Below are 24,063 nucleotides of genomic sequence, written 5' to 3'. Positions count from 1 at the left end.
CACACCGCGGAATGCGGGACATTTGTGTCTGCTCGTGGGGGAGTCAGAAGCCCCCGAAATCACCGCCGAAGTCGCCGAAACCGCCTCCGTCGAAGCCGCCGCTGTCCCAGCCGCCGGCGTCCGTGCCACCCCAGTCGCCGCCGCCGTCGCCGCCGGTGTCACCGCCGTCGAAACCACCGGCGTCCTGGCCCGCTGCGAGCCCGTCGGAATAGCCGTCACCGTAACCGTTTTCGAAACCCTGTGCGCCGTAGCCGACTCCGTGCATACCCGAGAACATCGCGTCGAAAAGCAGCACCGAGCCAAGGCCCCAGGCGCCGGCCACCAGGGCCGGCTTCCACCACGGTTCGGAGTACCACCCGGCCGGCACCGGGCGCCCGGCCACCCGGCCGCCGGGGTAGTAGTTCGGTGTGCGCTGCGACGGCGCCGGGGAGGCCTCGATCTCGCGGCCCTCGAAGTTGATCCGACGATCCTCGGTGACCTCGCCGGCCGCGCGCTGCCCGGTCAACGACTCCAACTCGGGACCCGGATCGATGCCCATCGCGGTGCGGGCCGCGCGCACGTAGTAGAGCCCTTCGATGGCACTCTCCTTGGCCAGCGCGGCCTGCTTGGCGGTGGTGGCCTGATCGATCTGTGAGGACGCCGCGGTGTAACGCTCGGAGGCGTCGGCCAGCGCCTGTTTGGACGCATCGTCGGAGCCGGTGAGGTTGAGCACCTGCCCGCCGAGACGCTCGATCAGCCGGCGGGCGTCAGCCTTGGCGTCGGCCAGGGACTCCGCGGAGCGCCGGCCGTTCGCCTGCGACGAGCTGTACACGGCGAACGCGATCGCGGCGATGACCAGGACGATGAGTACCAGCAGAACGCTGTTCATGGCGTCCAGCGTACCGACGGGAAACGGTGCTTCCGGGTTCTCGAAGGGAACTCAAATTACGCCGAGCGCGGAGTACACCTCGCTGGACAGCGCGACGGTGCGCGGATCGGCGTTGCACTTGGTGGCGTCGAAATAGTTCATCACGTACGCGTAGCCGATCCGGTGCTCGAGATCCACGAAGGCGAACGAGCCGCCCGATCCGCCGTGCCCGAAAATTCGGGTGTTCGGCCCGGCGACGCCGCGCTGGTTGAGCATGTAGCCCAGGCCCCAGCCGTGATCGGCGACCCGCGGACCCAGCACTACGTCGGCGTCGAAACCGCCCTGGGAGATCCGGCAGCGTTCCATGTGCTCGCGGGTCAGCAGCTTCTCCTGGGCCAGTGCGTTGTAGAAGGTCGCCATGCCGAGTGCGGAGACGTGCGCGTTGGTGCTCGGGAACTCCGCCGCGCGCCAGGCGTCCAGGGCCTGCACGCCCAACTCGTCATCGGGCACGAAATCCATCGACACCGCCCAGCCGGCCATCGGATGGTCGTCGAGGGAGGCCGGTGGTCGGTCGACGTGGTTGTCGGCCAACAGGCTGCGTACCGATGGCTTGTTCACCATCTCCGCGCACCGGTGATGGTGCCAGGTGGGCAACCCGATGTGGATGTCGGCGCCCAGCGGTTCGGCGATCTCGGTGCGCAGATACTGACCGATGGTGCGACCGGTGACACGGCGCACCACCTCGCCGAGGATGAAGCCGAACGTCACCACCTGGTAGCCCTGCGCGCTGCCGGGCGGCCACCACGGTGTCGCGGCGGCGATCCGGGCGCACACCGCGTCCCAGTCGGTCACCTGCTGCCAGCCCATCGGTTCGCGCGGGCCGATCACGCCCGAGCGGTGACCGAGCACCATTGCGATGGTGATGTTCTGCTTTCCGGCCTGGCCGAACTCGGGCCAATAGCGGGCCACCGGCGCATCCAGGTCGATCTCACCGCGATCGGCCAACAGATGGATGCACGTGCTGGCCAGACCCTTGGAGCCGGAATAGACGCTGGCCAGGGTGTCCTGCTGCCACGGCTGGGTGCCTGCCGCGTCGGCCGATCCGCCCCACAGGTTGACCACCAGATCGCCCTCGACCCAGACCGCGACAGCGGCGCCGACCTCATTGTGGTGGGCGAAGTTGTCCGCGAAGGCGTCGCGCACCCGGGTGAATTCGGACGTGCAGAAGCCGTCGATCGTATCGATCGGCTGACTTCTCAACGGTCCTCCAGCGATGGCAACGGGTGACGACGGCGACTGAGTGCCGATACACGCCACTGCCCCGATGGTATGGGCGGCCCGTTGACTGAATCGATGGTCGCGGTCGGATCGTTACGAGGTTGGCGTCGGGTCAGCGCCGATTCGACGCCGGATCGAGACCGGATGTTTCATCGTCTACACAGGTGCGCCAGGCCCGGACCCTGCAGCTCGGCGGTGACCGCGCCGACGCGTCCCGTCATCGCCAGCAACAGCGCCTCGCCTGATCCATGGATCGCGGGAGCGTCGAGCTCCTCCGATCACCGGGCTGATGCGCGCGAAAGTCAGGGAGGCCAACAGGGCGTCTGGCGCAATGGTGCGCGGCAACGGACGCTGATCATTCCGTTACCGAAACCGGCTGGCTTCGGGGGTGAACCCGAAACAGACCGCCTGCGAGCCGTCTGAAGCGGTGTTGCTCGTGACCACTTTTCCGTTGACGCTGGTTTCGCACGTAACGGTGTCACCGCCGGTAGCGGGGAATGCATCCAAGATGAGTGCTGTAGCGGTGGCACCAGTGAACGTGAGTTCCTTGGTCCAGGGCAGCCGGACGTCCTCCCGCGCGGTGTTGTCGCCGGGCACCGTGTACCGGACCTCTGCGGACTTGCCCGTCCCGGTGACGTGGTAGGTCACCGTCGCAGGGTGGTTCGCTGTGAGCACGACGAACGCGATGCCGCCGCCGACGGCCACCACGATGACCGTCACGAGCGCGAGCAGGATCCACAGCCAGGTCTTTTTCTTCTTGGGCGGCGGCGCGTAGTAGCCGGGCGCGAAGGGTGGGCCGGGGTAGGGCACTGGCGGCATGTTCGGTGGCGGCATCTGCTGCCAGGCGTTGCCGCCTTGCGGATAGTTCATCGGCGCCCCCGTCGCTCGAAAACCTGACTCAGTCAACGAGATCTAATCAGGTCGCGGTCGCAGACGAGTTCCAGGCGCCGGACATTCGGCCGGATGCGCGGCCGAGAACCCCATATTTGTATTGACGGGCAGCGGTGCGGATTTCGGCTCGGCGATTATTGGCCATATGTCTCCCGGGGGAATATGCATTTCCTCGGTCACGGCATACCCGCGAGCGACTCCGCCGACCGAGGGAAACGATCGGCGGAGCCCAGGTTCGCTGCTCAGTGACCGACGGGGGTGCCGCGTCGACCCGTGAGGCCGGTGTAGACGGCGATCAACACGATCGCCACGACGACTCCTACGACAAACGGGATGATCTGGAACCCGCCGTTCGCGTTGCTGTATCCGAAGGCGGAAGTGAGCCAGGAGCCGAGCAGAGCTCCGGCGATCCCGAGCACAACGGTCATGACTGTGCTCAAGTTCTGCCTGCCGGGCATGACGAGTCGCGCAAGAACGCCGATAATCGCGCCGACGACGATTGCGCTGATAATTGCACCGATCATTTCGCTGCCTTTCGTTCAAGCCGACTTCTTTGTCGGTGTGATGTAACCCACTCTCCTCCGATGTTCGGCTGTCGGCTCGCGCCGAGATGTAGCTGATACTCAGCAGCGACCTACTCGTGGGTAAACCCGCTCGCCAGTCGCCGCAGAGCGAGCGCGTCGTCATGTTCACCGATGGCCATTTGTCGGGTTCGAAACAGCACGTAGATCGCTGTGACCGCGCGATAATCGGCCTCGTGTCCGTTGTGCTCTGGGTGTTTGCCGCGGTATTCGCCATCGGTGCCGTCGCCGGTGGGTTGTTGCGGATTCGCGCCTGGCTCGGCAAGCCGGTGCCACCCGAAGTGATCGAGGCTGCGCACCGTGATGACGACAAGGACGACTAGCGCCATGAAAACGATGATCGTCGGAGCGCTGGCTGCGGGCGCCGTATCGATCGTGTCTCCGGCCGCTCATGCGGATCGAGTCGAACCACCGCCGCTGTACGGGCACTACAACCTGCTCATCGACTTCTCGAAGCAGACATTCAACGGAATGTCGACAGCGATGAATCCGATTACGGTGCCCGTCGAATTCACCACCAACTGTGACGCGAACGGATGCGTTGCGCGCATGGACAACACGGACGATCACGGCCGCAACCCAGGCGCCCCCGTGGCCTATGAGTACAGCTGGAACGGCGATCGTTGGGAGACGAGCGGCGAGTATCCCTACTTCTGCGATCGCAGCGACCCGACTAGCGCCGTGCAGGCCCAGCGCTCGGATTACTGGATCCCGAACCCTGACGGCAGCTTCTTCGGAGAACGCACGCTCATCACCGAAGGGGTTGGATGCCCAGGTGAGGGACCAGGCACCCACTGGCTGCCGATATCGCTCACACCCATCGATCCGCCACAGGGCTCCGCAGCCGGGTAGGCGTCGCTTTTCCACTCCTGGGTCGTGGAACTCGTCGGGGAGCGAGCCTCAGGTGGAAAGCGACGGGCCGAACAAACAAAAAACCGCCCCAGCAGGGCGGTCCTTGTGGAGCGGGCGACGGGAATCGAACCCGCGTAGCTAGTTTGGAAGACTAGGGCTCTACCATTGAGCTACGCCCGCATGTGCAGCATCAGCACTGTACCGGTGCGCCCCCGACCAAAGCCAATTGAATCCTCCGTGCCGTGAGCACGTAGTATCTCGCGTGGTCCGTTCGTGGGTTTTGCCGCAGCGGATCGACGACCACCACGGGGTGTAGCGCAGCTTGGTAGCGCATCCGCTTTGGGAGCGGAAGGCCGCAGGTTCAAATCCTGTCACCCCGACTCACCCGCCAGTGCGAAAGAACTATCTAGGAGCAGGAAGAGTGAAGAGCACAGTCGAGCAGTTGAGCCCCACCCGGGTGCGCATCAATGTGGAGGTGCCCTTCACCGAGCTTGAGCCAGATTTCGATCGCGCTTTCAAGGCGCTGGCCCAGCAGGTCCGCCTGCCCGGCTTCCGTCCGGGCAAGGCCCCGCGCAAGTTGCTGGAGGCCCGTGTCGGCCGTGGCGCGGTGCTGGAGCAGGTCGTCAACGACGCGCTGCCGAGCCGCTACAGCGAGGCCGTCACGGCCTCTGACGTCAAGCCGCTGGGTCAGCCCGAAATCGAGGTGACCAAGCTGGAGGACGGCCAGGAGCTGGCGTTCACCGCCGAGGTCGACGTGCGTCCCGAGATCACCCTGCCCGAGTTCGACGCGCTCAAGATCACCGTTGACCCGATCCAGGTGGACGATGACGAGGTCGACGCGGAGCTGCAGTCGCTGCGGGCCCGCTTCGGCACCCTGACCGGCGTCGAGCGTGGTGCCCAGGAAGGTGACTTCGTCTCGATCGACCTGTCGGCCACCGTCGACGGCACCGAGGTGCCCGAGGCTGCCACCGAAGGCCTGTCCCACGAGGTCGGTTCCGGTCAGCTGATCGAGGGCCTCGACGACGCGATCACCGGTCTGAAGGTCGGCGAGTCGAAGGTCTTCACCACCAAGCTGGCCGCCGGTGAGTACGCCGGCCAGGACGCTGACGTGACGGTGACCGTGAAGTCGGTCAAGGAGCGCGAGCTGCCCGAGGCTGACGACGACTTCGCCCAGCTGGCAAGCGAATTCGACACCATCGGCGAGCTCAAGGAGAGCCTCACCGACCAGGTCAAGAAGGCCAAGAGCGTGCAGCAGGCCGAGCAGATCCGCGACAAGGCCATCGAGGCGCTGCTGGAGCAGACCGAGGTTCCGTTGCCGGAGAAGATCGTTCAGGCTCAGATCGACGACGCCCTGCACAACGCGATCCACGGCCTCGAGCATGACGAGGACAAGTTCGCCGAGCAGCTGACCGAACAGGGCAGCAGCCGTGAGGAATTCGACGCCGACAACAAGTCGAATGCCGAAAAGGCCGTCAAGACGCAGCTGTTGATGGACGCCGTGGCCGACAAGCTCGACATCCAGGTCGGCCAGAACGATCTCACCGAGCGGCTGGTGCTGATGTCGCGTCAGTACGGCATCGAGCCCCAGCAGCTGATCCAGATCCTGCAGCAGAACAACCAGCTGCCGGCCATGTTCGCCGACGTGCGTCGCGGGCTGACCATCGCCGCTGTCGTGCACGCCGCCACCGTGACCGACACGGACGGCACCGTGATCGACACCACTGAGTTCTTCGGTCCGCCCGAGGCTGCGCAGGTTGAGGGTGCCGACGACGCGTCTGCTGACGAGTCGGTCGAAGAGTCCGCCGAAAAGGATGCAGACACCGCCGAGTGACGCTGTGAGCGAACGCGGCCCCGTACGGGAGTGCGTGGCGCCGCAGTTTCGTTAGTGTCGTCAGTACCAATGCGTAAGAGAAAGCAGGTATCCAGTCGTGACTGACATGCGTTCGAACGGGAGCGGGTTCAGCCTCGTCGACTCCGTCTATGAGCGCTTGCTTGCCGAGCGGATCATCTTCCTGGGCTCCCAAGTGGATGACGACATCGCCAACAAGCTGTGCGCGCAGATCCTGTTGCTGTCGGCGGAGGATCCGACCAAAGACATCCACCTCTACATCAACTCGCCCGGCGGCTCGATCAGCGCCGGCATGGCCATCTACGACACGATGGTCCTGGCGCCGTGCGACATCGCCACCTACGCGATGGGCATGGCGGCTTCGATGGGTGAGTTCCTGCTGGCGGCGGGCACCAAGGGCAAGCGTTACGCCCTGCCGCACGCCCGGATCCTGATGCACCAGCCGTTGGGTGGCGTCACCGGTAGTGCCGCGGACATCGCCATCCAGGCCGAGCAGTTTGCGGTCATCAAGAAGGAAATGTTCCGGCTCAACGCTGAGTTCACCGGGCAGACGATCGAGCGCATCGAGGCGGACTCCGACCGCGACCGCTGGTTCACTGCGCCCGAAGCCCTGGAGTATGGGTTCGTCGACCACATCATCACCAGCGCCAACGTCAACGGCACCGGACCGGGAGCAGGACTAGACAAATGACCGATCACACTGATCCCCGGCTCCAGCCGCAGGCGCGCTACATCCTGCCGTCGTTCATCGAGCACTCGAGCTTCGGCGTCAAGGAGTCCAACCCGTACAACAAGCTATTCGAGGAACGCATCATCTTCCTCGGTGTGCAGGTGGACGATGCGTCGGCCAACGACATCATGGCCCAGCTGCTCGTGCTGGAGTCGCTGGATCCCGACCGCGACATCACCATGTACATCAACTCGCCCGGTGGCTCGTTCACCTCGTTGATGGCGATCTACGACACCATGCAGTACGTGCGCGCCGATATCCAGACGGTGTGCCTCGGGCAGGCCGCCTCGGCCGCCGCGGTGCTCCTGGCGGCCGGCACGCCCGGTAAGCGTCTGGCCCTGCCCAACGCCCGGGTGTTGATCCACCAGCCGTCGCTGGGCGGCGTGATCCAGGGCCAGTTCTCTGATCTGGAGATCCAGGCCGCCGAGATCGAGCGGATGCGCACCCTGATGGAGACCACCCTGGCCCGCCACACCGGAAAGGATCCCGAGCAGGTCCGCAAGGACACCGACCGGGACAAGATCCTCACCGCCGAGCAGGCCAAGGAATACGGGATCATCGACACGGTCCTCGAGTACCGCAAGCTGTCCGCCCAGGCCTAGCGCCTCCGGTGCTACCAGTGGCGACTTCCGCCTCGACGACACACGCCCTGCCCGGTCACCTCCGGTGCGGGGCGTGCGTCGTCGAGGGGCGACCTGGAAATCCCGCTGACCTGCGTTTGCCTCGGCGTCCGAGTGACGCCCGTCCGCGTTACCCAACGACACGCCAGGGACACGGTCAGCGCGCCGACGGGTGACGAGCCGCCAGGAGAGATATGTTCTCCTGCACACAAACAAATACCACCGGGGCGATTCGGCCTTATCGGTCGCACCGCAACGGAACGAACGGGTAGCGTCGGGTTTACGCCCGAGGTGATCCAGCAAGTGGCGTAACGACCGACTGCAAAAGGAAGTAGGACCCCCCCACATGGCGCGCATTGGAGATGGCGGTGACCTGCTGAAGTGCTCGTTCTGCGGCAAGAGCCAGAAGCAGGTCAAAAAGCTCATTGCCGGCCCGGGCGTGTACATCTGCGACGAGTGCATCGATCTGTGCAACGAGATCATCGAGGAGGAACTCGCCGACGCTGACGACGTCAAGCTCGACGAGCTGCCCAAACCCGCGGAGATCCGGGACTTCCTCGAGGGTTACGTCATCGGACAGGACACCGCGAAGCGGACGCTGGCCGTGGCGGTCTACAACCATTACAAGCGCATCCAGGCGCAGGAGAAGGCCCGCGATTCCCGGTCCGAGCCGGTCGAGCTGACCAAGTCCAACATCCTGATGCTGGGCCCCACCGGCTGCGGCAAGACCTACCTCGCCCAAACCCTGGCCAAGATGCTCAACGTCCCGTTCGCCATCGCCGACGCCACCGCGCTGACCGAGGCCGGCTATGTGGGCGAGGATGTCGAGAACATTCTGCTCAAGCTGATTCAGGCCGCCGACTACGACGTCAAGCGCGCCGAGACCGGCATCATCTACATCGACGAGGTCGACAAGATCGCCCGCAAGAGCGAGAACCCGTCGATCACCCGTGATGTCTCCGGCGAAGGCGTGCAGCAGGCGCTGCTGAAGATCCTGGAAGGCACCCAGGCGTCGGTCCCGCCGCAGGGAGGCCGCAAGCACCCGCACCAGGAATTCATCCAGATCGACACCACGAACGTGCTGTTCATCGTGGCGGGCGCATTCGCGGGCCTGGAGAGGATCGTCTCCGACCGCGTCGGCAAGCGCGGACTGGGCTTCGGCGCCGAGGTGCGGTCCAAGGCCGAGATCGACACTCAGGACCACTTCGCCGAGGTGATGCCCGAGGATCTGATCAAGTTCGGTCTGATCCCGGAGTTCATCGGTCGTCTACCGGTCGTGGCCTCGGTGACCAACCTGGACAAGGAGTCCTTGGTCAAGATCCTCTCCGAGCCCAAGAATGCTCTGGTGAAGCAGTACGTCCGGTTGTTCGAGATGGACGGTGTGGAGCTGGAATTCACCGAGGACGCGCTCGACTCCATCGCCGATCAGGCCATCCACCGTGGCACCGGAGCCCGCGGGCTGCGCGCCATCATGGAGGAAGTCCTGCTGCCGGTGATGTACGACATCCCCAGCCGCGACGACGTCGCCAAGGTGGTTGTCACCAAGGAGACCGTCGAGGACAACGTGCTGCCGACCATCGTGCCGCGCAAGCCGTCGCGTTCGGAGCGCCGCGAAAAGACCGCTTAGGTCCACGCAGATAGTGCACTCAGGGCCGTGATCCCAGCCGGATCACGGCCCTGAGTGCATTCTCAATGGAGTCCTCAGCGGGTGACGCGATCGGGGCGGGTGTAGACGTTCATCGAGTCGCCCCGCAGGAAGGCCACCAGGGTCAGCCCCGATTGGCTGGCCAGATCGACGGCCAATGAGGACGGCGCCGAGACGGCGGCCAGGATCGGGATACCCGCCATCACAGCCTTCTGGGTGAGCTCGAACGACGCCCGGCCGCTGACCAGAAGCACTGTGGCAGTTGACGGAATCCCGTTGTGCTCCAGTGCCCAGCCGATCACCTTGTCGACGGCGTTGTGCCTGCCGATGTCCTCGCGGACGACGAGCATGGTGCCATCGACGGTGAACAGCGCTGCCGCGTGCAGGCCGCCGGTGCTGGCGAAGACCTTCTGGGCATCGCGCAGCTTCGCCGGCATCGCCGAGAGCGCCGCGGCGGGAACCGTGGACGGGTCATCGCCCGGGCAGTGCCTGCTGCTCAACCGCACCGCGTCCAGCGAGGCCTTGCCGCATACCCCGCATGACGAGGTGGTGTAGAAGTTGCGGGTGACGTCAACCTCAGGCTTGGGCACATCCGGGGCCAAGGTCGCATCCAACACGTTGTAGGTGTTGACCCCGTCTTCCTCCGCACCCCGGCAGTAGCGCACCGAAACCAGATCCTCGCGCTGGCGGATCAATCCCTCCGTCAGCAGAAACCCTTGCGCCAACTCGACGTCGGCGCCCGGGGTTCGCATCGTGACGGTGATGGGTGTGCCGTCGACCCGGATCTCCAGAGGTTCCTCGACCACCAGGGTTTCCGGCCGGGCCTCGGCCGTCGCACCGGTGACGTGGTGGGCGCGACGGCGAGCGGTCACCCGTCCCACTAGGGGGCTTCCGTTTCGCGTCGCTGTAACCGGATGACCACGGCCTTGGACACCGGTGTATTGGACTTCGCGGCCGTATGGTCCAGCGGTACCAGTGGATTGGTCTCCGGGTAGTAGGCCGCGGCGTTGCCGGCCGGTGTGGAGTAGGGGACCAGCAGGAAATCGTCGGCGCGGCGTTCCTGGCCGTCGAATTCCGACACCAGGTCCACGCGGTCGCCTGCCTGGAACCCCAAGCGCTCGATGTCGGCGGGATTGACGAACACCACGCGGCGTCCGCCCTTGACGCCGCGATAGCGGTCGTCCAGGCCGTAGATGGTGGTGTTGTACTGGTCGTGGCTGCGCAGGGTCTGCAGCACGAGCCGTCCCTCGGGGACCGGCACCCACTGCAGCGGGTTCACCGCAAAATTGGCTTTGCCTGTGGTGGTAGGGAATTCGCGGGAATCGCGCGGCGGGTGGGGGAGCTGGAACCCGTCGGGCTGACGCACCTTGGTGTTGTAATCGGCGCAGCCGGGGACCACCGCGGCGATCGCGTCGCGCACGGTGTCGTAGTCGGCGGCGAAGGCCTCCCACGGCACCGGGTGATCCGGGCCCAGCAAGGTGCGGGCGAGCTCGCAGACGATGCCGACCTCGCTGCGCAGCTGATCGCTGGGCGGGTGCAGGCTGCCGCGGGACAGGTGCACCATCGACATCGAATCCTCGACCGACACCTGCTGTTTGTGTCCGTCGACGATGTCGCGGTCGGTGCGGCCGAGGGTCGGCAGGATCAGTGCGGTCCGGCCGTGCACCAGGTGACTGCGGTTGAGTTTCGTCGAAATCTGAACGGTCAGAGCGCAACTGCGCAGTGCGGCCTCGGTGACCTCGGTGTCGGGGGTGGCCGAGACGAAGTTGCCGCCCATCCCGATGAACACACTGGCCCGGGCGTCGCGCATGGCACGGATGGCGTCGACGGTGTCGTAGCCGTGCTTGCGCGGGCTGGTGATGCCGAACCGGTTGTCGAGCGCGTTGAGAAACGCCTCGGGCATCTTTTCCCAGATGCCCATGGTCCGGTCGCCCTGCACGTTGGAGTGGCCACGCACCGGGCACACCCCGGCACCGGGCTTGCCGATCATGCCGCGCAGCAGCAGCAGGTTGGTGGCCTCGCCGATGGTCGCTACCGCGTGATGTTGCTGGGTGAGCCCCATGGCCCAACACACCACGGTGCGCTGGGAGGCGGCCATTAGGTCTGCCACCCGCCGCAACTGAGCCAGGTCGACGCCGCTGGCCTCGGTGACGGTGTCGAGGTCGACGCCGCGGGTCTGGGCGGCGTACTCGTCGTATCCGGCGCAGTGCGCCGCGATGAACTCGTGGTCTAGAACGGTCCCCGGGGCACAGTCTTCGGCCTCCAGCAGCAACCGGCCCAGTCCGGCGAACAGGGCCATGTCCCCGCCGATGCGGATCTGCAGGAACTCGTCGGCGATCGAAATCCCGTGCCCGACGACGCCGTGCACCTTCTGCGGATCCTTGAACCGGATCAGCCCGGCCTCGGGCAGGGGATTGATCGCAATGATCTTGGCGCCGTTGGCTTTCGCCTTCTCCAGCACCGACAGCATGCGCGGGTGGTTGGTGCCCGGATTCTGCCCGGCGATCAGGATCAGGTCGGCCTCGGTGACGTCCTCGACGGTGACCGAGCCCTTGCCGATGCCGATCGACTCGGTCAGCGCGGTGCCCGAGGATTCGTGGCACATGTTCGAGCAGTCCGGCAGGTTGTTGGTGCCGAAGCTGCGGACCATCAGCTGATAGAGGAACGCGGCCTCGTTGCTGGTCCGCCCGGACGTGTAGAACAGGGCCTCGTCGGGGGAGGCCAGCGCGTTGAGGTGCTCGGCGATCAACCGGTAGGCGTCGTCCCAGGAAATCGGCCGGTAATGATCGTGGCCCGGCGCCAACACCATCGGATGGGTCAGCCGACCCTGTTGGGACAGCCAGTATTCGGGCTTGGAATCGAGTTCGGCGATGGTGTGGCGCGCGAAGAACTCGGGTGTCACCACGCGTTTGGTGGCTTCCTCGGCGACGGCTTTGGCGCCGTTCTCGCAGAACTCGGCCAGTTTGCGGCCGCCGTGCTCCTCGGGCCAGGCGCAGCCTGGGCAGTCGAAGCCGTGTCGCTGGTTGAGTCGGGTCAGCGCGGCGGCGGTCCGCAGCGGCCCCATCTGCTCGAACCCGCGCTGCATGGACACCATGACGGCCTTGACCCCGGCAGCTTCATCCTTGGGTTCGGTGATCAACGCGGTGCGCTCGTCGTAATCGGCGTCGATGTCCTTGGCGCTGGTCATGAAACCCAATCTAGTCCCCGAAAACCAAGGGGTGCGCCGCTTGGCGGGCGTCGATATTCGATATTTCACATGCAGTGATAGATGCTTTCTATCGAACTGCGACGAATGCGGGGACCCATGGCGAGTGACGTGCTGCTTCAGCAGCTCGACTATCTGCTGGCGCTCGCGACCGAGCGGCACTTCGGCCGGGCGGCCGCGCGGTGTCATGTGAGTCAACCGACGCTGTCGGTGGCCATCCGGCGGCTCGAGCGCGAGTTGGGCATCGTCATCGTGCAGCGGGGCCATCGGTTCGAAGGATTTACCGAAGAGGGTCATCGCGTCGTGACGTGGGCCCAGCGGATCGTTGCGGAACGCGATGACATGCTCGCCGACATCGACCGCATGCGCGGCCGGCTGACTGTCACAGCCCGGATCGGTGCGATACCGACAGCGGTGCCCACGGGCCCGTTTATCACCACCGAATTTCTGCGCCGCAATCCGGCGGCGTCGGTGCGTATCGAGGCGTTGTCGTCACGCGAGATTGCCCGGCGGCTCGCTGATTTCGAGATCGACGCTGGGTTGACCTATCTCGATGACGAAGCCCCGCCCGGAACCAGGTCGGTGGAGATGTACCGGGAGCGCTATGTCCTGGTGGCGCCGGCCGACCATGCACTGATGCGTCGCCAAGAGGTCGCGTGGTCGGATGCGGCCGGACTGGAACTCTGCGTGCTGAATACCACCATGCGCAACCGGCGCATCCTCGATGCCAACATGGCCGCTGAAGGGGTGCGCTATCGCCCCGTGGTCGAGGCGGATTCGGTCGATGCGCTGTATGCGCACCTGACGAACTCGCCGCGCGTGACCATCGCATCCACCGCATGGCTGCCACAGCTCGGGGTGCCGTCGGGCTTTACTGCGCGGCCGATGGTGCAGCACGGTCCGCGCCCGTCGATCGGGCTGGTGGTGCTCGACCGTGCGCCTGCGTCGATCGTGGCCGCCGCGCTCGTCGAGGTGGCCGCCGATGTGGATATCGGCGCACGCATAGACCGCTGGTGGGACGAGGCTGGGCAGGCGGGCGCCGGGAGCTCCCCTTAGGCGCCGGTGCTTATCCGGGCTCTGCCGTGGGGGCCGGCTCGGCCTTGACCGGGGGCGTGGCAGCGGGTGTGTCGGGCGCTGATGGCGCTACGGACTGGGTCACGGTCTCGCCGACGTGCATGGTGGGTTCGGCTACGGGAACGGACATTTCAGGTGTTGTGTGGGCCTGGGTGGTCTCGAGACCCAGCACAGCCATGGCTGCTACTGCTGCAAATCCGGCCGTACAGAGGAGAGGCTTGATCCTCGAATCCATGCGCATTTCGCAACACCCTTCATCGTCACATTGGTTGCCTATGTGAGTTCCAATGCGTATTCGGCGTGGGGCATTCCATATCTACCGGTGCGACATGGGTCACATTTCGATCTCGGGTCGGGGATCGGGCGGGGCCGGGGAGCGTGGAGGCTGCTCTGATCGGGAGACTTCATCCATGCCACGAGAGCTAGCCCCTGGGGCGACCGTGCTCGGCAACCTCGCGATCGACATCATCAACGGGGCGCCGCCCAGTCCGGGGGGATGTGCCTCGTTCGCCGGGGTGGCACTGCAGGCGGCGGGCGGACCCGGCCGGATCGTCGCGATGGGTGCCGAACGCGATCACGCTCTGTTCGACGGGCTTCGCGCGCGGTTCGGGTCGCTGGTGCAGATCCTGCCGTCGGAGGCGACGAGTTCGTTCAGCCTCGATTACGACGACACCGATCATCGGCGCATGGGCGTGCAGGCGATCGGTCCGGTGTGGACGGCCGCAGACATCGACGTGGCCGATCCGACGACGACCTGGGTGCATCTCGCTCCATTGCTGCGCACCGATTTCCCGGCCGAGACGCTGGCTGCCCTGGCGGCGCGCGGCCATCGGGTCGCCTATGACGGGCAAGGCCTGGTGCGGGCCGACCGATTGGGGCCGCTGGTCGAGGATCGTCACTTCCCCGCCGATCTGCTGGTCAACGTCGACATCCTCAAACTCGCCGAGGATGAGGCGGTGATCGTCGCCGACGGCGCGTTCGACGCGTCGACGGCGCAACGACTCGGCGTCGCGGAGATCCTGGTGACCTACGGCTCAGAGGGATGCGACATCTATATCGACGGTGCGGTGCAACGCGTGCCGGCCGCCTGGCGGGTTCTGGATGTCCAGACCACAGGGGCGGGGGACATGTTCACCGCCTGTTATGTGGCACACCGCGCGGCGGGCCATGACCCGCATCGCGCGGCAGAGGCGGCGAGTGCCCTCGTGGCGCAGGAATTGGACAAGCGGGTGCACGCCGGTACCGCCGATCAGGGGTGAACGCGGCCCGGGGTTAGACTCGACGGGTGTCAAGTTCATGCTTGCCGGTGCTAGCGCAGAGCTACCGGCCGGTAGTCTTTTCCTTAGAGAATGGCATTCTCCTAAACGTGACGAAAACCACAGTTTTGTCTCAAATGGGGCTTGTTCACGTCGGTGAACTGCATCTTCGTCAGGACCTCACCCGCGTGTCGGGGCGCAACGCGGTGAAGTCCAGCCTAAGGGCAGTGCAATAATCGGTACTGGTAGTGACATCAAAATTCGGTGGACGTTCGATCCGGCGGCGCGTCACGCGACAGCGGTCCGGAAAGACGTGGTCAAAGCAGTGTGAAAGGCGGTAGCCGTGGGTGAGAACGGCAACGGCAATGGCGCCGCGCCGCGGCAGAAGCTCGAGAAGGTCGTCATCCGATTCGCCGGCGACTCGGGCGACGGTATGCAGCTGACCGGTGACCGCTTCACTTCTGAAGCCGCACTGTTCGGCAACGACCTGGCGACCCAGCCGAATTATCCGGCCGAGATCCGCGCGCCACAGGGCACCCTGCCCGGTGTGTCGTCGTTCCAGATCCAGATCGCCGACTACGACATCCTCACCGCCGGTGACCGCCCCGACGTGCTCGTGGCGATGAATCCCGCCGCGCTCAAGGCCAACGTCTCGGATCTGCCCCGCGGCGGCATGATCATCGCCAACTCCGATGAGTTCACCAAGCGCAACCTCGCCAAGGTCGGATACGACAACAATCCGCTAGAGGATGACACGTTGTCCGACTACGTGGTGACGTCCGTCGCGATGACGACGCTGACCCTGGGCGCCGTCGAGGCGATCGGTGCCACCAAGAAGGACGGCCAGCGAGCCAAGAACATGTTCGCGCTCGGCCTGCTGTCGTGGATGTACGGCCGTGAGCTGGAGGCCAGTGAGGCCTTCATCCGGGAGAAGTTCTCCCGCAAGCCCGACGTGGCCGAGGCCAACGTCCTGGCACTGAAGGCGGGCTGGAACTACGGCGAGACCACCGAGGCGTTCGCCACCACCTACGAGGTGTCGCCGGCCAAGCTCAAGTCCGGTGAATACCGCCAGATCTCGGGCAATACCGCGCTGGCCTACGGCATCGTGGCCGCCGGACACCTGGCCCAGATCCAGGTGGTGCTGGGCACCTACCCGATCACCCCGGCGTCGGACATCCTCCACGAGCTGTCCAAGCACAAGAACTTCAACGTCCTGACCTTCCAGGCCGAGGACGAGATCGCCGGCATCGGCGCCGCCATCGGCGCCTCCTACGGCGGCGCGCTGGGTGTCACCAGCACCTCGGGCCCGGGTGTCTCGCTCAAGTCCGAGGCGATCGGCCTGGCCGTGATGACCGAACTGCCGTTGCTCATCGTCGATGTGCAGCGCGGTGGCCCGTCGACGGGCCTGCCGACCAAGACCGAGCAGGCCGACCTGCTGCAGGCGCTGTTCGGCCGTAACGGCGAGTCGCCGGTCGCGATCCTGGCCCCGAAGTCGCCGTCGGACTGCTTCGACATCGCCGTGGAGGCCTCGCGGATCGCGATCGACTACCACACCCCGGTCATCATCCTGTCCGACGGTGCGGTCGCCAACGGTTCTGAGCCCTGGCAGATTCCGGACATCAGCACCTACCCGGCGATCGAGCACAACTTCGCCAAGTCCGGCGAGCCTTTCGCGCCGTACGCCCGGGACCCCGAGACCCTGGCCCGCCAGTTCGCGGTACCCGGTACCCCGGGTCTGGAGCACCGGATCGGTGGCCTTGAGGCCGCCAACGGTTCAGGCAACATCTCCTACGAGCCCAAGAACCACGACCTCATGGTGCGGTTGCGCCAGGAGAAGATCGCCGGCATCACGGTGCCCGATCTGGAGGTCGACGACCCCACCGGCGACGCAGAACTGCTGATGCTGGGCTGGGGTAGCAGCTACGGCCCGATCGGCGAGGCGTGCCGGCGCGCCCGGCGTAAGGGCATCAAGGTGGCCCAGGCCCATCTGCGCCACCTGAATCCCTTCCCGGCCAATCTCGGGGAGGTGCTGCGCCGCTACCCGAAGGTGGTGGTGCCGGAGATGAACCTCGGTCAACTGGCGCTGTTGCTGCGCGGCAAGTACCTGGTCGACGTCCAGTCGGTGACGAAGGTGGAGGGCATGGCCTTCCTCGCCGACGAGGTCGAGGGCATCATCGATGCAGCCCTGGACGGCACGCTGGCCGACAAGGAAGTGGACAAGGCCAAGTTCGCGAGGCTGGCGGCGGCCACCATCGAGGAACCAACTGAGTCGAATGCTGTGGGAGCGAACGCATGACTGACCTGATCGGCGCGGACCTCGGGCTGAGTGAAGCCCCGTTGACCAAGAACTCCCTGGTGCCTGCCACTGACCAGCCGCAGAAGGGTAAGGACTTCACCAGCGACCAGGAGGTCCGCTGGTGCCCGGGTTGCGGTGACTACGTCATCCTCAACACGATCCGCAACTTCCTGCCGGAGTTGGGCCTCAAGCGCGAGAACATCGCATTCATCAGCGGCATCGGCTGCTCCAGCCGGTTTCCGTACTACCTGGAGACCTATGGTTTCCACTCGATTCACGGTCGTGCCCCGACCATCGCCACCGGCCTGGCGCTGGCTCGGCCGGACCTGTCGGTGTGGGTCGTCACCGGCGACGGTGACTCGCTGTCGATCGGTGGTAACCACCTGATCCACGCGCTGCGCCGCAACATCAACATCACGATCCTGCTGTTCAACAACCGGATTTACGGCCTGACCAAGGGCCAGTACTCACCGACCTCCGAGGTTGGCAAGGTCACCAAGTCGACCCCGATGGGCTCGCTGGACTACCCCTTCAACCCGGTGTCGCTGGCGCTGGGTGCCGAGGCCACGTTCGTCGGCCGCGCCCTGGACTCCGACCGCAAGGGCCTGTCCGAGGTGCTGCGCGGAGCGGCCGAGCACCGCGGTGCCGCGCTGGTGGAGATCATGCAGGACTGCCCGATCTTCAACGACGGATCGTTCGACGCGCTGCGCAAGGAAGGCGCCGAAGAGCGGCTGATCAACGTGAGCCACGGTGAGCCGATCAAGTTCGGTACCGATGGCGAGTACTGCGTGGTCAAGTCCGGGTACGGCTTGGAGGTCGCCAAGACCGCCGAGGTCGCAGCCGACGACATCGTGGTGCACAACGCCGAGATCGATGATCCCGCTTACGCATTCGCGCTGTCGCGGTTGAGTGAGCAGAACCTCGATCACATGGTGATGGGTATCTTCCGGAAGGTCAGCCGGCCCAGCTACGACGACGCCGCGCGTCAGCAGGTCAACACGGCCATCGAATCCAAGCCCCATGACACCGCAGCTCTGCAATCCTTGCTGCGTGGCAAAGACACCTGGACCGTGGACGAGTAGCACTGACCCGATCGATCGACAGAATCTGAGCACAGCCCCGCTCGCCGCGGTAGTTCTGGCGGGCGGGGCTTCTCGTCGTATGGGGCGTGACAAGGCGACGCTGCCGTTCGACGGCGCCACGATGGTCGAGCGGGTGGTCGCCGCCGTGAGTGCGCGGTGTTCACCGGTTTTTGTCATCGCCGCACCCGGTCAGCCGCTGCCCGAACTGCGTGCCGAGGTGTTGCGCGACGAGGTGCGCGGTGTCGGGCCGCTGGTGGCGACGGGTCGTGGGTTGCGGGCTGTCGCCGAGGCCGGCCTCGATCGCGCGTTCGTCTGCGCGGTCGACATGCCGTATCTGAATTCCGAGCTGATCGATGTCCTGGCCGCCTCCGCCTATCGGGTACCCGCTGACATCGTGCTGCCCTGGGACGGCAGGACTCATTACCTGGCGGGGATCTATCGCAGCGCGCTCACCGACCAGATCGCCACCTTGGTGCACGACGGACGGCGGAGCATGCGCGCGTTGGCCGAGTCCGTCGACACGCAGCGGATCGTGATGCCACCGCAGCGAGCCCTGACCAATGTCAACACCGTGGCTGATCTGCCGTGAGCGGAGCTATTCGGTCGGGATGGGTACAGCAAATTACGAATTCGCACTCGAACAGGACGCAATTTATCGGTTCGAAATAATTGACCGATTATTTCTCCATATTCGGAGCTCTGTAAGTCGGGTGAATTCTGGAAACGTCATCGGCCAGGGTATCCGGGTGATCCGCGAAAGCTGCTGGCGTTCAGGATTATTCGCTGTAGCAGGCGCTGTGTGAATGACGCACACTATTCGCTGAGTCCCGCGCTGAGTGTGACCGATTCTGGACAAAACAACTCTGACCGTGCGCTTTGGGCGACTTGAGAGTTGGTGCGCCTGGCGTCTGGGTTGTCCAGGCGGCCTGACGCTTCTTGATTGAACATTGTAAACGTCTGTGACACAACAGGTTAAGCCGCTACGGCGGTGTGTCCGAGGTGTCAGGTGGCACGCCGGCCGACCGCGACCGGGGCCAGGGTGCGCGTGATATGTGTTGTGTTCCAGTGTGTTTGGATCATGTGCTGGCTTTGGGAACGGGGGGCGCTACAGCGAACGAATTCGCGCGATGTGACGATTGATGACACTCGCCGGTGGCATCTACCTGCGCTTTTCGTCCCCTGCGGCCATGTGCGTTGGTTTTGCTGCGTCTGAATCAAGTGGGCCAGTTCACAAAAATTGCGTGATCTCGCTCACGTTCCGTTTACGCCGATCACGAAACGGTAACGGCGGCATTGCCGCGTTGACCTGCACAAACGATTCGTCCGACGGCTCGTTATCTGTCCGTGATCTTTCCGCGATCGCTTCTACATCGACATGACTTCTCTTCGAGACCTTTGTACGGTCCAAAGCGTCTCCGACACGGAGCAAATAATTTCAATACCAAGAACCTGCGTGTGAGTGGGGCCGCGGTGGCGATTACGCCCGACGCGGGGGCCTGGGTCTGATCCCGGGCCGGGCACTGTGGCCCTCCCTTTCGTGCCTGACCGAGACGGCACGAACCAACCCTTCCGGCCTGGATACAGGCTGCCGCACCCGCCTACGCGGGTGTCGATGGCGCGCGCTTGGCGAGAGGAATGAAGTGAAGAACATCCGCAAGACGTTTGGCCTGGGCATCATTGCTGGAGCGCTCGCTGTGGCTCCCGTGGCACTGGGTGCCGGCACCGCCAATGCGGACAGCGTCAACTGGGACGCCGTCGCCTCCTGCGAGTCGGGTGGCAACTGGGCGATCAACACCGGTAACGGTTACTACGGTGGCCTGCAGTTCAACATGGGCACCTGGCGCGCCAACGGCGGCTCCGGTTCGCCGCACCAGGCCTCGCGCTCGGAGCAGATCCGCGTCGCTGAGAACGTGCTGCGCAGCCAGGGCATCGGCGCGTGGCCGGTGTGCGGCAAGCGCGGCTAGTACCAGCGCCACCAGCACGACAAAAACTTCATACGAGGCGGTGCCGGGCTATTGCCCGGCACCGCCTCTGTTTCATCAGAAAGCCCTCGGGTTACTCCAGCCACGACAACCTCCTAAAAAACTTCAGCCTCCCCTGTAACGCGTGACGTTGGTCACACGAACCTATTGGTGACCGCCCAGTTGCACGAATGTGATCGGCATCTGCAGCGGTCCTGGTGTCAAAGGTCGGGGAAGGGCCGCGAGATGACCATACGAAGGGCATTTACCAGGGTTTTCTGGATTGCTGCAGCGTCGGCGGGCTTCATGCTCACGCCCCTGTTCACCGGCACGGCGACCGCCGGTGCGGACACGGTGAACTGGGACGCGATCGCCGATTGTGAGTCGGGCGGTAACTGGTCGACCAATACCGGCAACGGTCACTACGGGGGTCTTCAGTTCAAGCCCACTACCTGGGCTTCGCACGGCGGCATCGGGTCGCCTGCCTTCGCCCCCCGCGAGGAGCAGATAAGGGTCGCCGAGAACGTCCTGGCCACTCAGGGCATCGGGGCCTGGCCGAAATGCGGCGCCCGCGGTGGAATGCCGGCAGGCTGGGCGGCGCCCACCGCCCCGACCGGCTGCCAGACCGTACGTCCGGGTGCAGTGCTGGGCATTTTCGACTTACGCCGGATCTGCACAACCTTCCTCGACCCGCTGGGGGCGTTCGCCGCCCCGCGCTGAGCTCAACGCACCGGGGTGAAGGCCGTGCGCGCAGCGATCGAGGCCAGGTGCCGGGTCAACACGTATTCCGGCACGAGGACGGAAGCCCGCGTGGCCGCGGCGCTGAGTATCTCCGGACGCAGGTTCACCACCCGGCCGATGAACTGTGACTCGCGCACGATCGCCATGACCCTCTTGCGGCGCAAGGTCGCGAATCGGGCGAAGGCAGTCGACAGATCCGGCTCCCGAACCGTGAGGGCGGCCAGCGTGGCGGCATCCTCCAGCCCCTGGCAGCCCCCCTGGCCGAGATGCGGGCGCATCGGATGGGCGGCATCCCCGGCGATCACTACCGGTCCCCGGGCCCAGCAGCGGGCAGGGGCCCGGTCGTAGAGATCGTTGCGGAGCACCTCATCGGGATCGGTTGTGGCGAGCAGTGTCGGGACCGGCTCCGCCCACGACGAGAAGTGCCGTCTCAGGTGGGCCAACTCTCCGTCGGCCGCCGCGTGGCCGCGTGGCGCGCGCTGGGTGGCGAACCAGTACGTGTGCTCGGCGCCCAGCGGCACGTGACCGACCAGCAGGCCGGAGCCGTGCGTTTCACCTGACAGTTCGGGATCAAGCGGGCAGGCGGCCACCGCGCGCCACGCGGTGTAGCCGGCGTAGCGGCGGGGCAGCGGACCATTCAGGTGGCGTGCCACCACGGAGTCGACACCGTCGGCGCCGACCAGGCCGGCTGCCTCGCGAACCGAGCCGTCGGCGAACGTGACCCGTACGCCTGAGGCGTCGGCGTCGATGGTCTCGGCGGTGAGTTCGTAGTGGACGCTCCCTGGAGACAGCGCTCCGGTGAGGATCTCGGTCAGCGTCGCGCGCCTGATCACCACCAGCGGTTCGCCCAGCGCCCGGGTGAACCGCTGCGCTGCCGGCCGGCGTAGCCAGGAGCCGTCGGGTCGGCGCAGCGCCCCCGCGGTGACCCGGCCACCCGCAGCGCGCACCTGATCGCCGAGGCCGATCTCGTCGAGGGCGGCCAACGCATTGGGCCAGAGGCTGATTCCAGCCCCCGGCGTGACATCGTCGCGCGCCTCGGTGACGCAGACGTCGAACCCCCGCTGCTGCAACGCGACTGCGGTGGCAAGGCCGGTGATGCCGGCACCGACGACCAGGACGGATTGTGCCATCAGTCGAATCTAGCGGGCGGGATAAAGGTGACTCGCCATTACGGTGGGGAGCCATGACGGTGTTCGACGATCTCGACAACTACCTCGCGTTGCCCAGGATGTCAGGTCTCGCGCTGTCGCCTGACGGCTCCCGGCTGGTCACCACGGTCAGCACCCTCAACGACAAGGGCACCGAATTCCTCAGCGCCATCTGGGAATTGGACCCCACCGGCGCCGAACCGGCACGCAGGCTGACCCGGGGAGTCAAGGGGGAGACCGCGCCGGTGTTCACCGCCGAGGGGGACCTGCTGTTCATCGCGGTGCGCGCCGGCGACGGCGAGGACAAACCCCCCGCTGCCCTGTGGCGCCTGCCCGCGAGCGGTGGCGAGGCATGTGAAGTGCTGGCGATGCCCGGTGGTGTCAACGGTGCGGCGAGCGCCCGGAATGCCGACGCCACGGTGGTGACCGCGCCTCTGCTGCCGTCATCGTCCGGAGTCGACGACGACAAGACCCGGCGCGAGGCGCGCAAGGACACCAAGGTGTCGGCGATCCTGCACACCGGCTACCCGGTCCGGCAATGGGATCACGATCTCGGCCCGGACCGACCCCACATCTTCGACGTCGACGGACGGCGCGACCTGACCACCGACCCGGGCGTGGCATTGCGGGAGACGACCTTCGATCTCAGCGCCGACGGCGGATTCGTGGTGACGTCCTGGCGGGTTCCGGGCCCGGGCGCGGCCATGCGGTGGACCCTGGTGCGCATCGACCGGGCCACCGGGGAGCGCATCACGATCGCCGGAGAACCCGGCGCTGACCTGGAGCACCCCGCCATCGCACCGGACGGCAGCGCGGTGGCCTTCACCCGCGAGACGCACTCCACTCCCGCCTTGGCGCCACGAATCACGCTGTGCTGCATGCGGTTCGGCGCCGACCCGGTCGAGCTGACCGCCCAATGGGACCGCTGGCCCTCGTCGGTGGCCTGGTCAGCGGACTCTTCCGCGCTGATCGTGACGGCCGACGACGGCGGCCGGGGACCGATCTTCTCCGTCGACCCCACGTCCGGCAGGGTCACCCAACTGACCGACGACGATTTCACCTACACCGATGTTCGGCCCGCACCCGGCGGAGTGATCTATGCCCTGCGCAGCTCCTATGCCGTGCCGGCGCACCCGGTCCGGATCGATGCGGACGGCAGGGTCACAGACATCCCCTGCCTCGACGCGCCCGAACTGCCCGGCACGCTGACCGAGATCACTGCCACCGCTGCCGACGGCACGCCGATCCGGTCCTGGCTCACCCTGCCCGACGGCGACGAGCCGGCCCCGCTGGTGTTGTGGATCCACGGCGGGCCGCTGGGCAGCTGGAACAGCTGGCACTGGCGGTGGAACCCGTGGCTGCTCACCGCCCAGGGCTATGCGGTGCTGATGCCGGATCCGGGACTGTCCACCGGCTACGGACAGGACTTCATCGCTCGCGGCTGGGGAGCCTGGGGCGCTGACCCCTACACGGACCTGATGGCCGCCACCGATGCCGCGTGCGCGCACCCGCGTATCGACGCCACGCGTACGGCCGCGATGGGCGGGTCTTTCGGCGGCTATATGGCCAACTGGATCGCCGGGCACACCGATCGGTTCGCCGCGATCGTCACGCATGCCAGCCTGTGGGCGCTGGATCAGTTCGGGCCCACCACCGACGGCGCCTACTGGTGGGCCCGGGAGATGACACCCGAGATGGCCCAGCACAATTCGCCACACCGGTTCGTCGGTGACATCGCCACTCCGATGCTGGTCATCCACGGCGACAAGGATTACCGGGTACCGATCGGCGAGGCGTTGCGGCTGTGGTACGAGCTGCTCACCTACTCGGCGCTGCCCGCCGACGAACACGGCGAAAGTCCGCACCGGTTCCTCTACTACCCGACCGAGAACCACTGGGTCCTGGCGCCGCAGCACGCCAAAATCTGGTATCAGGTGGTGACGGCGTTCCTGGGCCACCACCTGCGCGGTGAACCGGTACAAGTGCCCGAACTGCTCGGGTAGCGTC

20 protein-coding genes, 2 tRNA genes and 1 pseudogene are annotated in these 24,063 nt (G+C 65.8%); 15 read left to right on the top strand and 8 right to left on the bottom strand.

All coding sequences use genetic code 11. The features are described 5' to 3' along the window. Positions 1 to 43: 43 nt before the first annotated feature. From HBE63_RS15095 to HBE63_RS15080, 4 genes are all read right to left on the bottom strand, one after another. Positions 44 to 868 carry a DUF1542 domain-containing protein gene (locus HBE63_RS15095; protein WP_166905462.1) on the bottom strand — a complete coding sequence of 275 codons (825 nt, stop codon included), beginning with the start codon at positions 866 to 868 and terminating at the stop codon, positions 44 to 46. A 51-nt stretch (positions 869 to 919) separates the two neighbouring features. Then, on the bottom strand, positions 920 to 2,107 hold the full coding sequence (locus HBE63_RS15090) for a serine hydrolase domain-containing protein (protein WP_166905461.1): 1,188 nt from the start codon (positions 2,105 to 2,107) through the stop codon (positions 920 to 922). A gap of 381 nt (positions 2,108 to 2,488) precedes the next feature. After that, positions 2,489 to 2,995: an MmpS family transport accessory protein gene (locus HBE63_RS15085; RefSeq protein WP_166905460.1), complete on the bottom strand. Its 507-nt coding sequence runs from the start codon at positions 2,993 to 2,995 to the stop codon at positions 2,489 to 2,491. Between the two features lie 263 nt (positions 2,996 to 3,258). Continuing rightward, complete coding sequence (locus HBE63_RS15080) at positions 3,259 to 3,540, bottom strand: GlsB/YeaQ/YmgE family stress response membrane protein (RefSeq protein WP_166905459.1); 282 nt, start codon at positions 3,538 to 3,540, stop codon at positions 3,259 to 3,261. 233 nt (positions 3,541 to 3,773) lie between these two features. Here HBE63_RS15080 and HBE63_RS15075 point away from each other — a divergent pair, with 233 nt between their 5' ends. Both HBE63_RS15075 and HBE63_RS15070 read left to right on the top strand, forming a co-directional pair. Beyond that, positions 3,774 to 3,920, top strand: coding sequence for a hypothetical protein (locus tag HBE63_RS15075; RefSeq protein ID WP_166905458.1), 147 nt, complete (start codon positions 3,774 to 3,776; stop codon positions 3,918 to 3,920). Positions 3,921 to 3,924: 4 nt separating this feature from the next. Next, a complete protein-coding gene (locus tag HBE63_RS15070) occupies positions 3,925 to 4,449 on the top strand; it encodes a hypothetical protein (RefSeq protein ID WP_166905457.1) in 525 nt (174 codons plus the stop codon). 106 nt (positions 4,450 to 4,555) lie between these two features. Here the strand turns inward: HBE63_RS15070 and HBE63_RS15065 are convergent. Further along, a tRNA-Gly gene (locus HBE63_RS15065) sits at positions 4,556 to 4,629 on the bottom strand. A 126-nt stretch (positions 4,630 to 4,755) separates the two neighbouring features. Between HBE63_RS15065 and HBE63_RS15060 the strand changes: the two genes are divergently transcribed. From HBE63_RS15060 to clpX, 5 genes are all read left to right on the top strand, one after another. Beyond that, positions 4,756 to 4,829: transfer RNA gene (locus HBE63_RS15060), tRNA-Pro, on the top strand. Positions 4,830 to 4,870: 41 nt separating this feature from the next. Continuing rightward, positions 4,871 to 6,280 carry a trigger factor gene (gene tig / locus HBE63_RS15055; RefSeq protein WP_166905456.1) on the top strand — a complete coding sequence of 470 codons (1,410 nt, stop codon included), beginning with the start codon at positions 4,871 to 4,873 and terminating at the stop codon, positions 6,278 to 6,280. Positions 6,281 to 6,386: 106 nt separating this feature from the next. Further along, positions 6,387 to 6,989, top strand: coding sequence for an ATP-dependent Clp protease proteolytic subunit (locus tag HBE63_RS15050; protein ID WP_018599225.1), 603 nt, complete (start codon positions 6,387 to 6,389; stop codon positions 6,987 to 6,989). Further along, positions 6,986 to 7,630 (top strand): ATP-dependent CLP protease proteolytic subunit ClpP2, encoded by a 645-nt coding sequence (clpP2, locus tag HBE63_RS15045; RefSeq protein ID WP_166905455.1) that lies wholly within the window; start codon positions 6,986 to 6,988, stop codon positions 7,628 to 7,630. The genes HBE63_RS15050 and clpP2 overlap by 4 nt, the downstream gene beginning before the upstream one ends. A 364-nt stretch (positions 7,631 to 7,994) precedes the next feature. Then, entirely contained in the window at positions 7,995 to 9,275 is a 1,281-nt protein-coding gene (gene clpX / locus HBE63_RS15040) for an ATP-dependent Clp protease ATP-binding subunit ClpX (RefSeq protein WP_166905454.1), read from the top strand. A 74-nt stretch (positions 9,276 to 9,349) separates the two neighbouring features. On the opposite strand, the gene fdhD is transcribed toward clpX, so the two are convergent. After that, positions 9,350 to 10,174, bottom strand: a complete 825-nt coding sequence (fdhD, locus tag HBE63_RS15035; protein WP_166905453.1) for a formate dehydrogenase accessory sulfurtransferase FdhD — start codon at positions 10,172 to 10,174, stop codon at positions 9,350 to 9,352. Further along, positions 10,174 to 12,480, bottom strand: coding sequence for an FdhF/YdeP family oxidoreductase (locus HBE63_RS15030; protein ID WP_166905452.1), 2,307 nt, complete (start codon positions 12,478 to 12,480; stop codon positions 10,174 to 10,176). The genes fdhD and HBE63_RS15030 overlap by 1 nt, the downstream gene beginning before the upstream one ends. 117 nt (positions 12,481 to 12,597) lie before the next feature. On the opposite strand from HBE63_RS15030, the gene HBE63_RS15025 reads away from it, so the two are divergent. The 7 genes and pseudogenes from HBE63_RS15025 to HBE63_RS14995 all read left to right on the top strand — a co-directional run bounded on the left by HBE63_RS15025 (position 12,598) and on the right by HBE63_RS14995 (position 20,887). After that, positions 12,598 to 13,554 carry a LysR family transcriptional regulator gene (locus HBE63_RS15025; protein WP_166905451.1) on the top strand — a complete coding sequence of 319 codons (957 nt, stop codon included), beginning with the start codon at positions 12,598 to 12,600 and terminating at the stop codon, positions 13,552 to 13,554. A gap of 428 nt (positions 13,555 to 13,982) precedes the next feature. Next, the gene (locus HBE63_RS15020; protein WP_166905450.1) at positions 13,983 to 14,831 is read left to right on the top strand and encodes a PfkB family carbohydrate kinase; all 849 of its coding nucleotides are present in this window, start codon (positions 13,983 to 13,985) and stop codon (positions 14,829 to 14,831) included. A 340-nt stretch (positions 14,832 to 15,171) separates the two neighbouring features. Beyond that, positions 15,172 to 17,124 (top strand): 2-oxoacid:acceptor oxidoreductase subunit alpha, encoded by a 1,953-nt coding sequence (locus HBE63_RS15015; RefSeq protein ID WP_166905449.1) that lies wholly within the window; start codon positions 15,172 to 15,174, stop codon positions 17,122 to 17,124. Beyond that, positions 17,121 to 18,206: a 2-oxoacid:ferredoxin oxidoreductase subunit beta gene (locus HBE63_RS15010; RefSeq protein ID WP_166905448.1), complete on the top strand. Its 1,086-nt coding sequence runs from the start codon at positions 17,121 to 17,123 to the stop codon at positions 18,204 to 18,206. The genes HBE63_RS15015 and HBE63_RS15010 overlap by 4 nt, the downstream gene beginning before the upstream one ends. Positions 18,207 to 18,285: 79 nt before the next feature. Then, positions 18,286 to 18,795: a molybdenum cofactor guanylyltransferase gene (gene mobA / locus HBE63_RS15005; protein WP_243858668.1), complete on the top strand. Its 510-nt coding sequence runs from the start codon at positions 18,286 to 18,288 to the stop codon at positions 18,793 to 18,795. 1,141 nt (positions 18,796 to 19,936) lie between these two features. After that, positions 19,937 to 20,170 (top strand): annotated as a pseudogene (locus tag HBE63_RS15000) (transglycosylase family protein); the annotation flags it as partial. A gap of 243 nt (positions 20,171 to 20,413) precedes the next feature. Beyond that, a complete protein-coding gene (locus tag HBE63_RS14995) occupies positions 20,414 to 20,887 on the top strand; it encodes a transglycosylase family protein (protein WP_166905446.1) in 474 nt (157 codons plus the stop codon). Between the two features lie 2 nt (positions 20,888 to 20,889). On the opposite strand, the gene HBE63_RS14990 is transcribed toward HBE63_RS14995, so the two are convergent. Beyond that, on the bottom strand, positions 20,890 to 22,038 hold the full coding sequence (locus tag HBE63_RS14990) for an FAD-dependent oxidoreductase (protein ID WP_166905445.1): 1,149 nt from the start codon (positions 22,036 to 22,038) through the stop codon (positions 20,890 to 20,892). A 53-nt stretch (positions 22,039 to 22,091) separates the two neighbouring features. Here HBE63_RS14990 and HBE63_RS14985 point away from each other — a divergent pair, with 53 nt between their 5' ends. Then, a complete protein-coding gene (locus HBE63_RS14985; RefSeq protein ID WP_166905444.1) occupies positions 22,092 to 24,059 on the top strand; it encodes a S9 family peptidase in 1,968 nt (655 codons plus the stop codon). Positions 24,060 to 24,063 lie beyond the last annotated feature (4 nt).

Origin of the sequence: Mycobacterium sp. DL440, assembly GCF_011745145.1 — a bacterium.
Lineage (GTDB): Bacteria > Actinomycetota > Actinomycetes > Mycobacteriales > Mycobacteriaceae > Mycobacterium.
Note: the sequence above shows the minus strand (reverse complement) of the source record. Positions and strands in the feature narration are given on the sequence as shown.

Bases quoted from the DNA above. Each gene is read 5' to 3' on its own strand.
- HBE63_RS15050 (WP_018599225.1), top strand. From the start codon at position 6,387: ATGCGTTCGAACGGGAGCGGGTTCAGCCTCGTCGACTCCGTCTATGAG.
- HBE63_RS15085 (WP_166905460.1), bottom strand. From the start codon at position 2,995: ATGAACTATCCGCAAGGCGGCAACGCCTGGCAGCAGATGCCGCCACCG.
- HBE63_RS15070 (WP_166905457.1), top strand. From the start codon at position 3,925: ATGAAAACGATGATCGTCGGAGCGCTGGCTGCGGGCGCCGTATCGATC.
- clpX (WP_166905454.1), top strand. From the start codon at position 7,995: ATGGCGCGCATTGGAGATGGCGGTGACCTGCTGAAGTGCTCGTTCTGC.
- HBE63_RS15095 (WP_166905462.1), bottom strand. From the start codon at position 868: ATGAACAGCGTTCTGCTGGTACTCATCGTCCTGGTCATCGCCGCGATC.
- HBE63_RS15025 (WP_166905451.1), top strand. From the start codon at position 12,598: ATGGCGAGTGACGTGCTGCTTCAGCAGCTCGACTATCTGCTGGCGCTC.
- HBE63_RS14985 (WP_166905444.1), top strand. From the start codon at position 22,092: ATGACGGTGTTCGACGATCTCGACAACTACCTCGCGTTGCCCAGGATG.
- HBE63_RS15080 (WP_166905459.1), bottom strand. From the start codon at position 3,540: ATGATCGGTGCAATTATCAGCGCAATCGTCGTCGGCGCGATTATCGGC.
- mobA (WP_243858668.1), top strand. From the start codon at position 18,286: ATGGGGCGTGACAAGGCGACGCTGCCGTTCGACGGCGCCACGATGGTC.
- HBE63_RS14995 (WP_166905446.1), top strand. From the start codon at position 20,414: ATGACCATACGAAGGGCATTTACCAGGGTTTTCTGGATTGCTGCAGCG.
- HBE63_RS15030 (WP_166905452.1), bottom strand. From the start codon at position 12,480: ATGACCAGCGCCAAGGACATCGACGCCGATTACGACGAGCGCACCGCG.
- HBE63_RS15020 (WP_166905450.1), top strand. From the start codon at position 13,983: ATGCCACGAGAGCTAGCCCCTGGGGCGACCGTGCTCGGCAACCTCGCG.
- clpP2 (WP_166905455.1), top strand. From the start codon at position 6,986: ATGACCGATCACACTGATCCCCGGCTCCAGCCGCAGGCGCGCTACATC.
- HBE63_RS15010 (WP_166905448.1), top strand. From the start codon at position 17,121: ATGACTGACCTGATCGGCGCGGACCTCGGGCTGAGTGAAGCCCCGTTG.
- HBE63_RS14990 (WP_166905445.1), bottom strand. From the start codon at position 22,038: ATGGCACAATCCGTCCTGGTCGTCGGTGCCGGCATCACCGGCCTTGCC.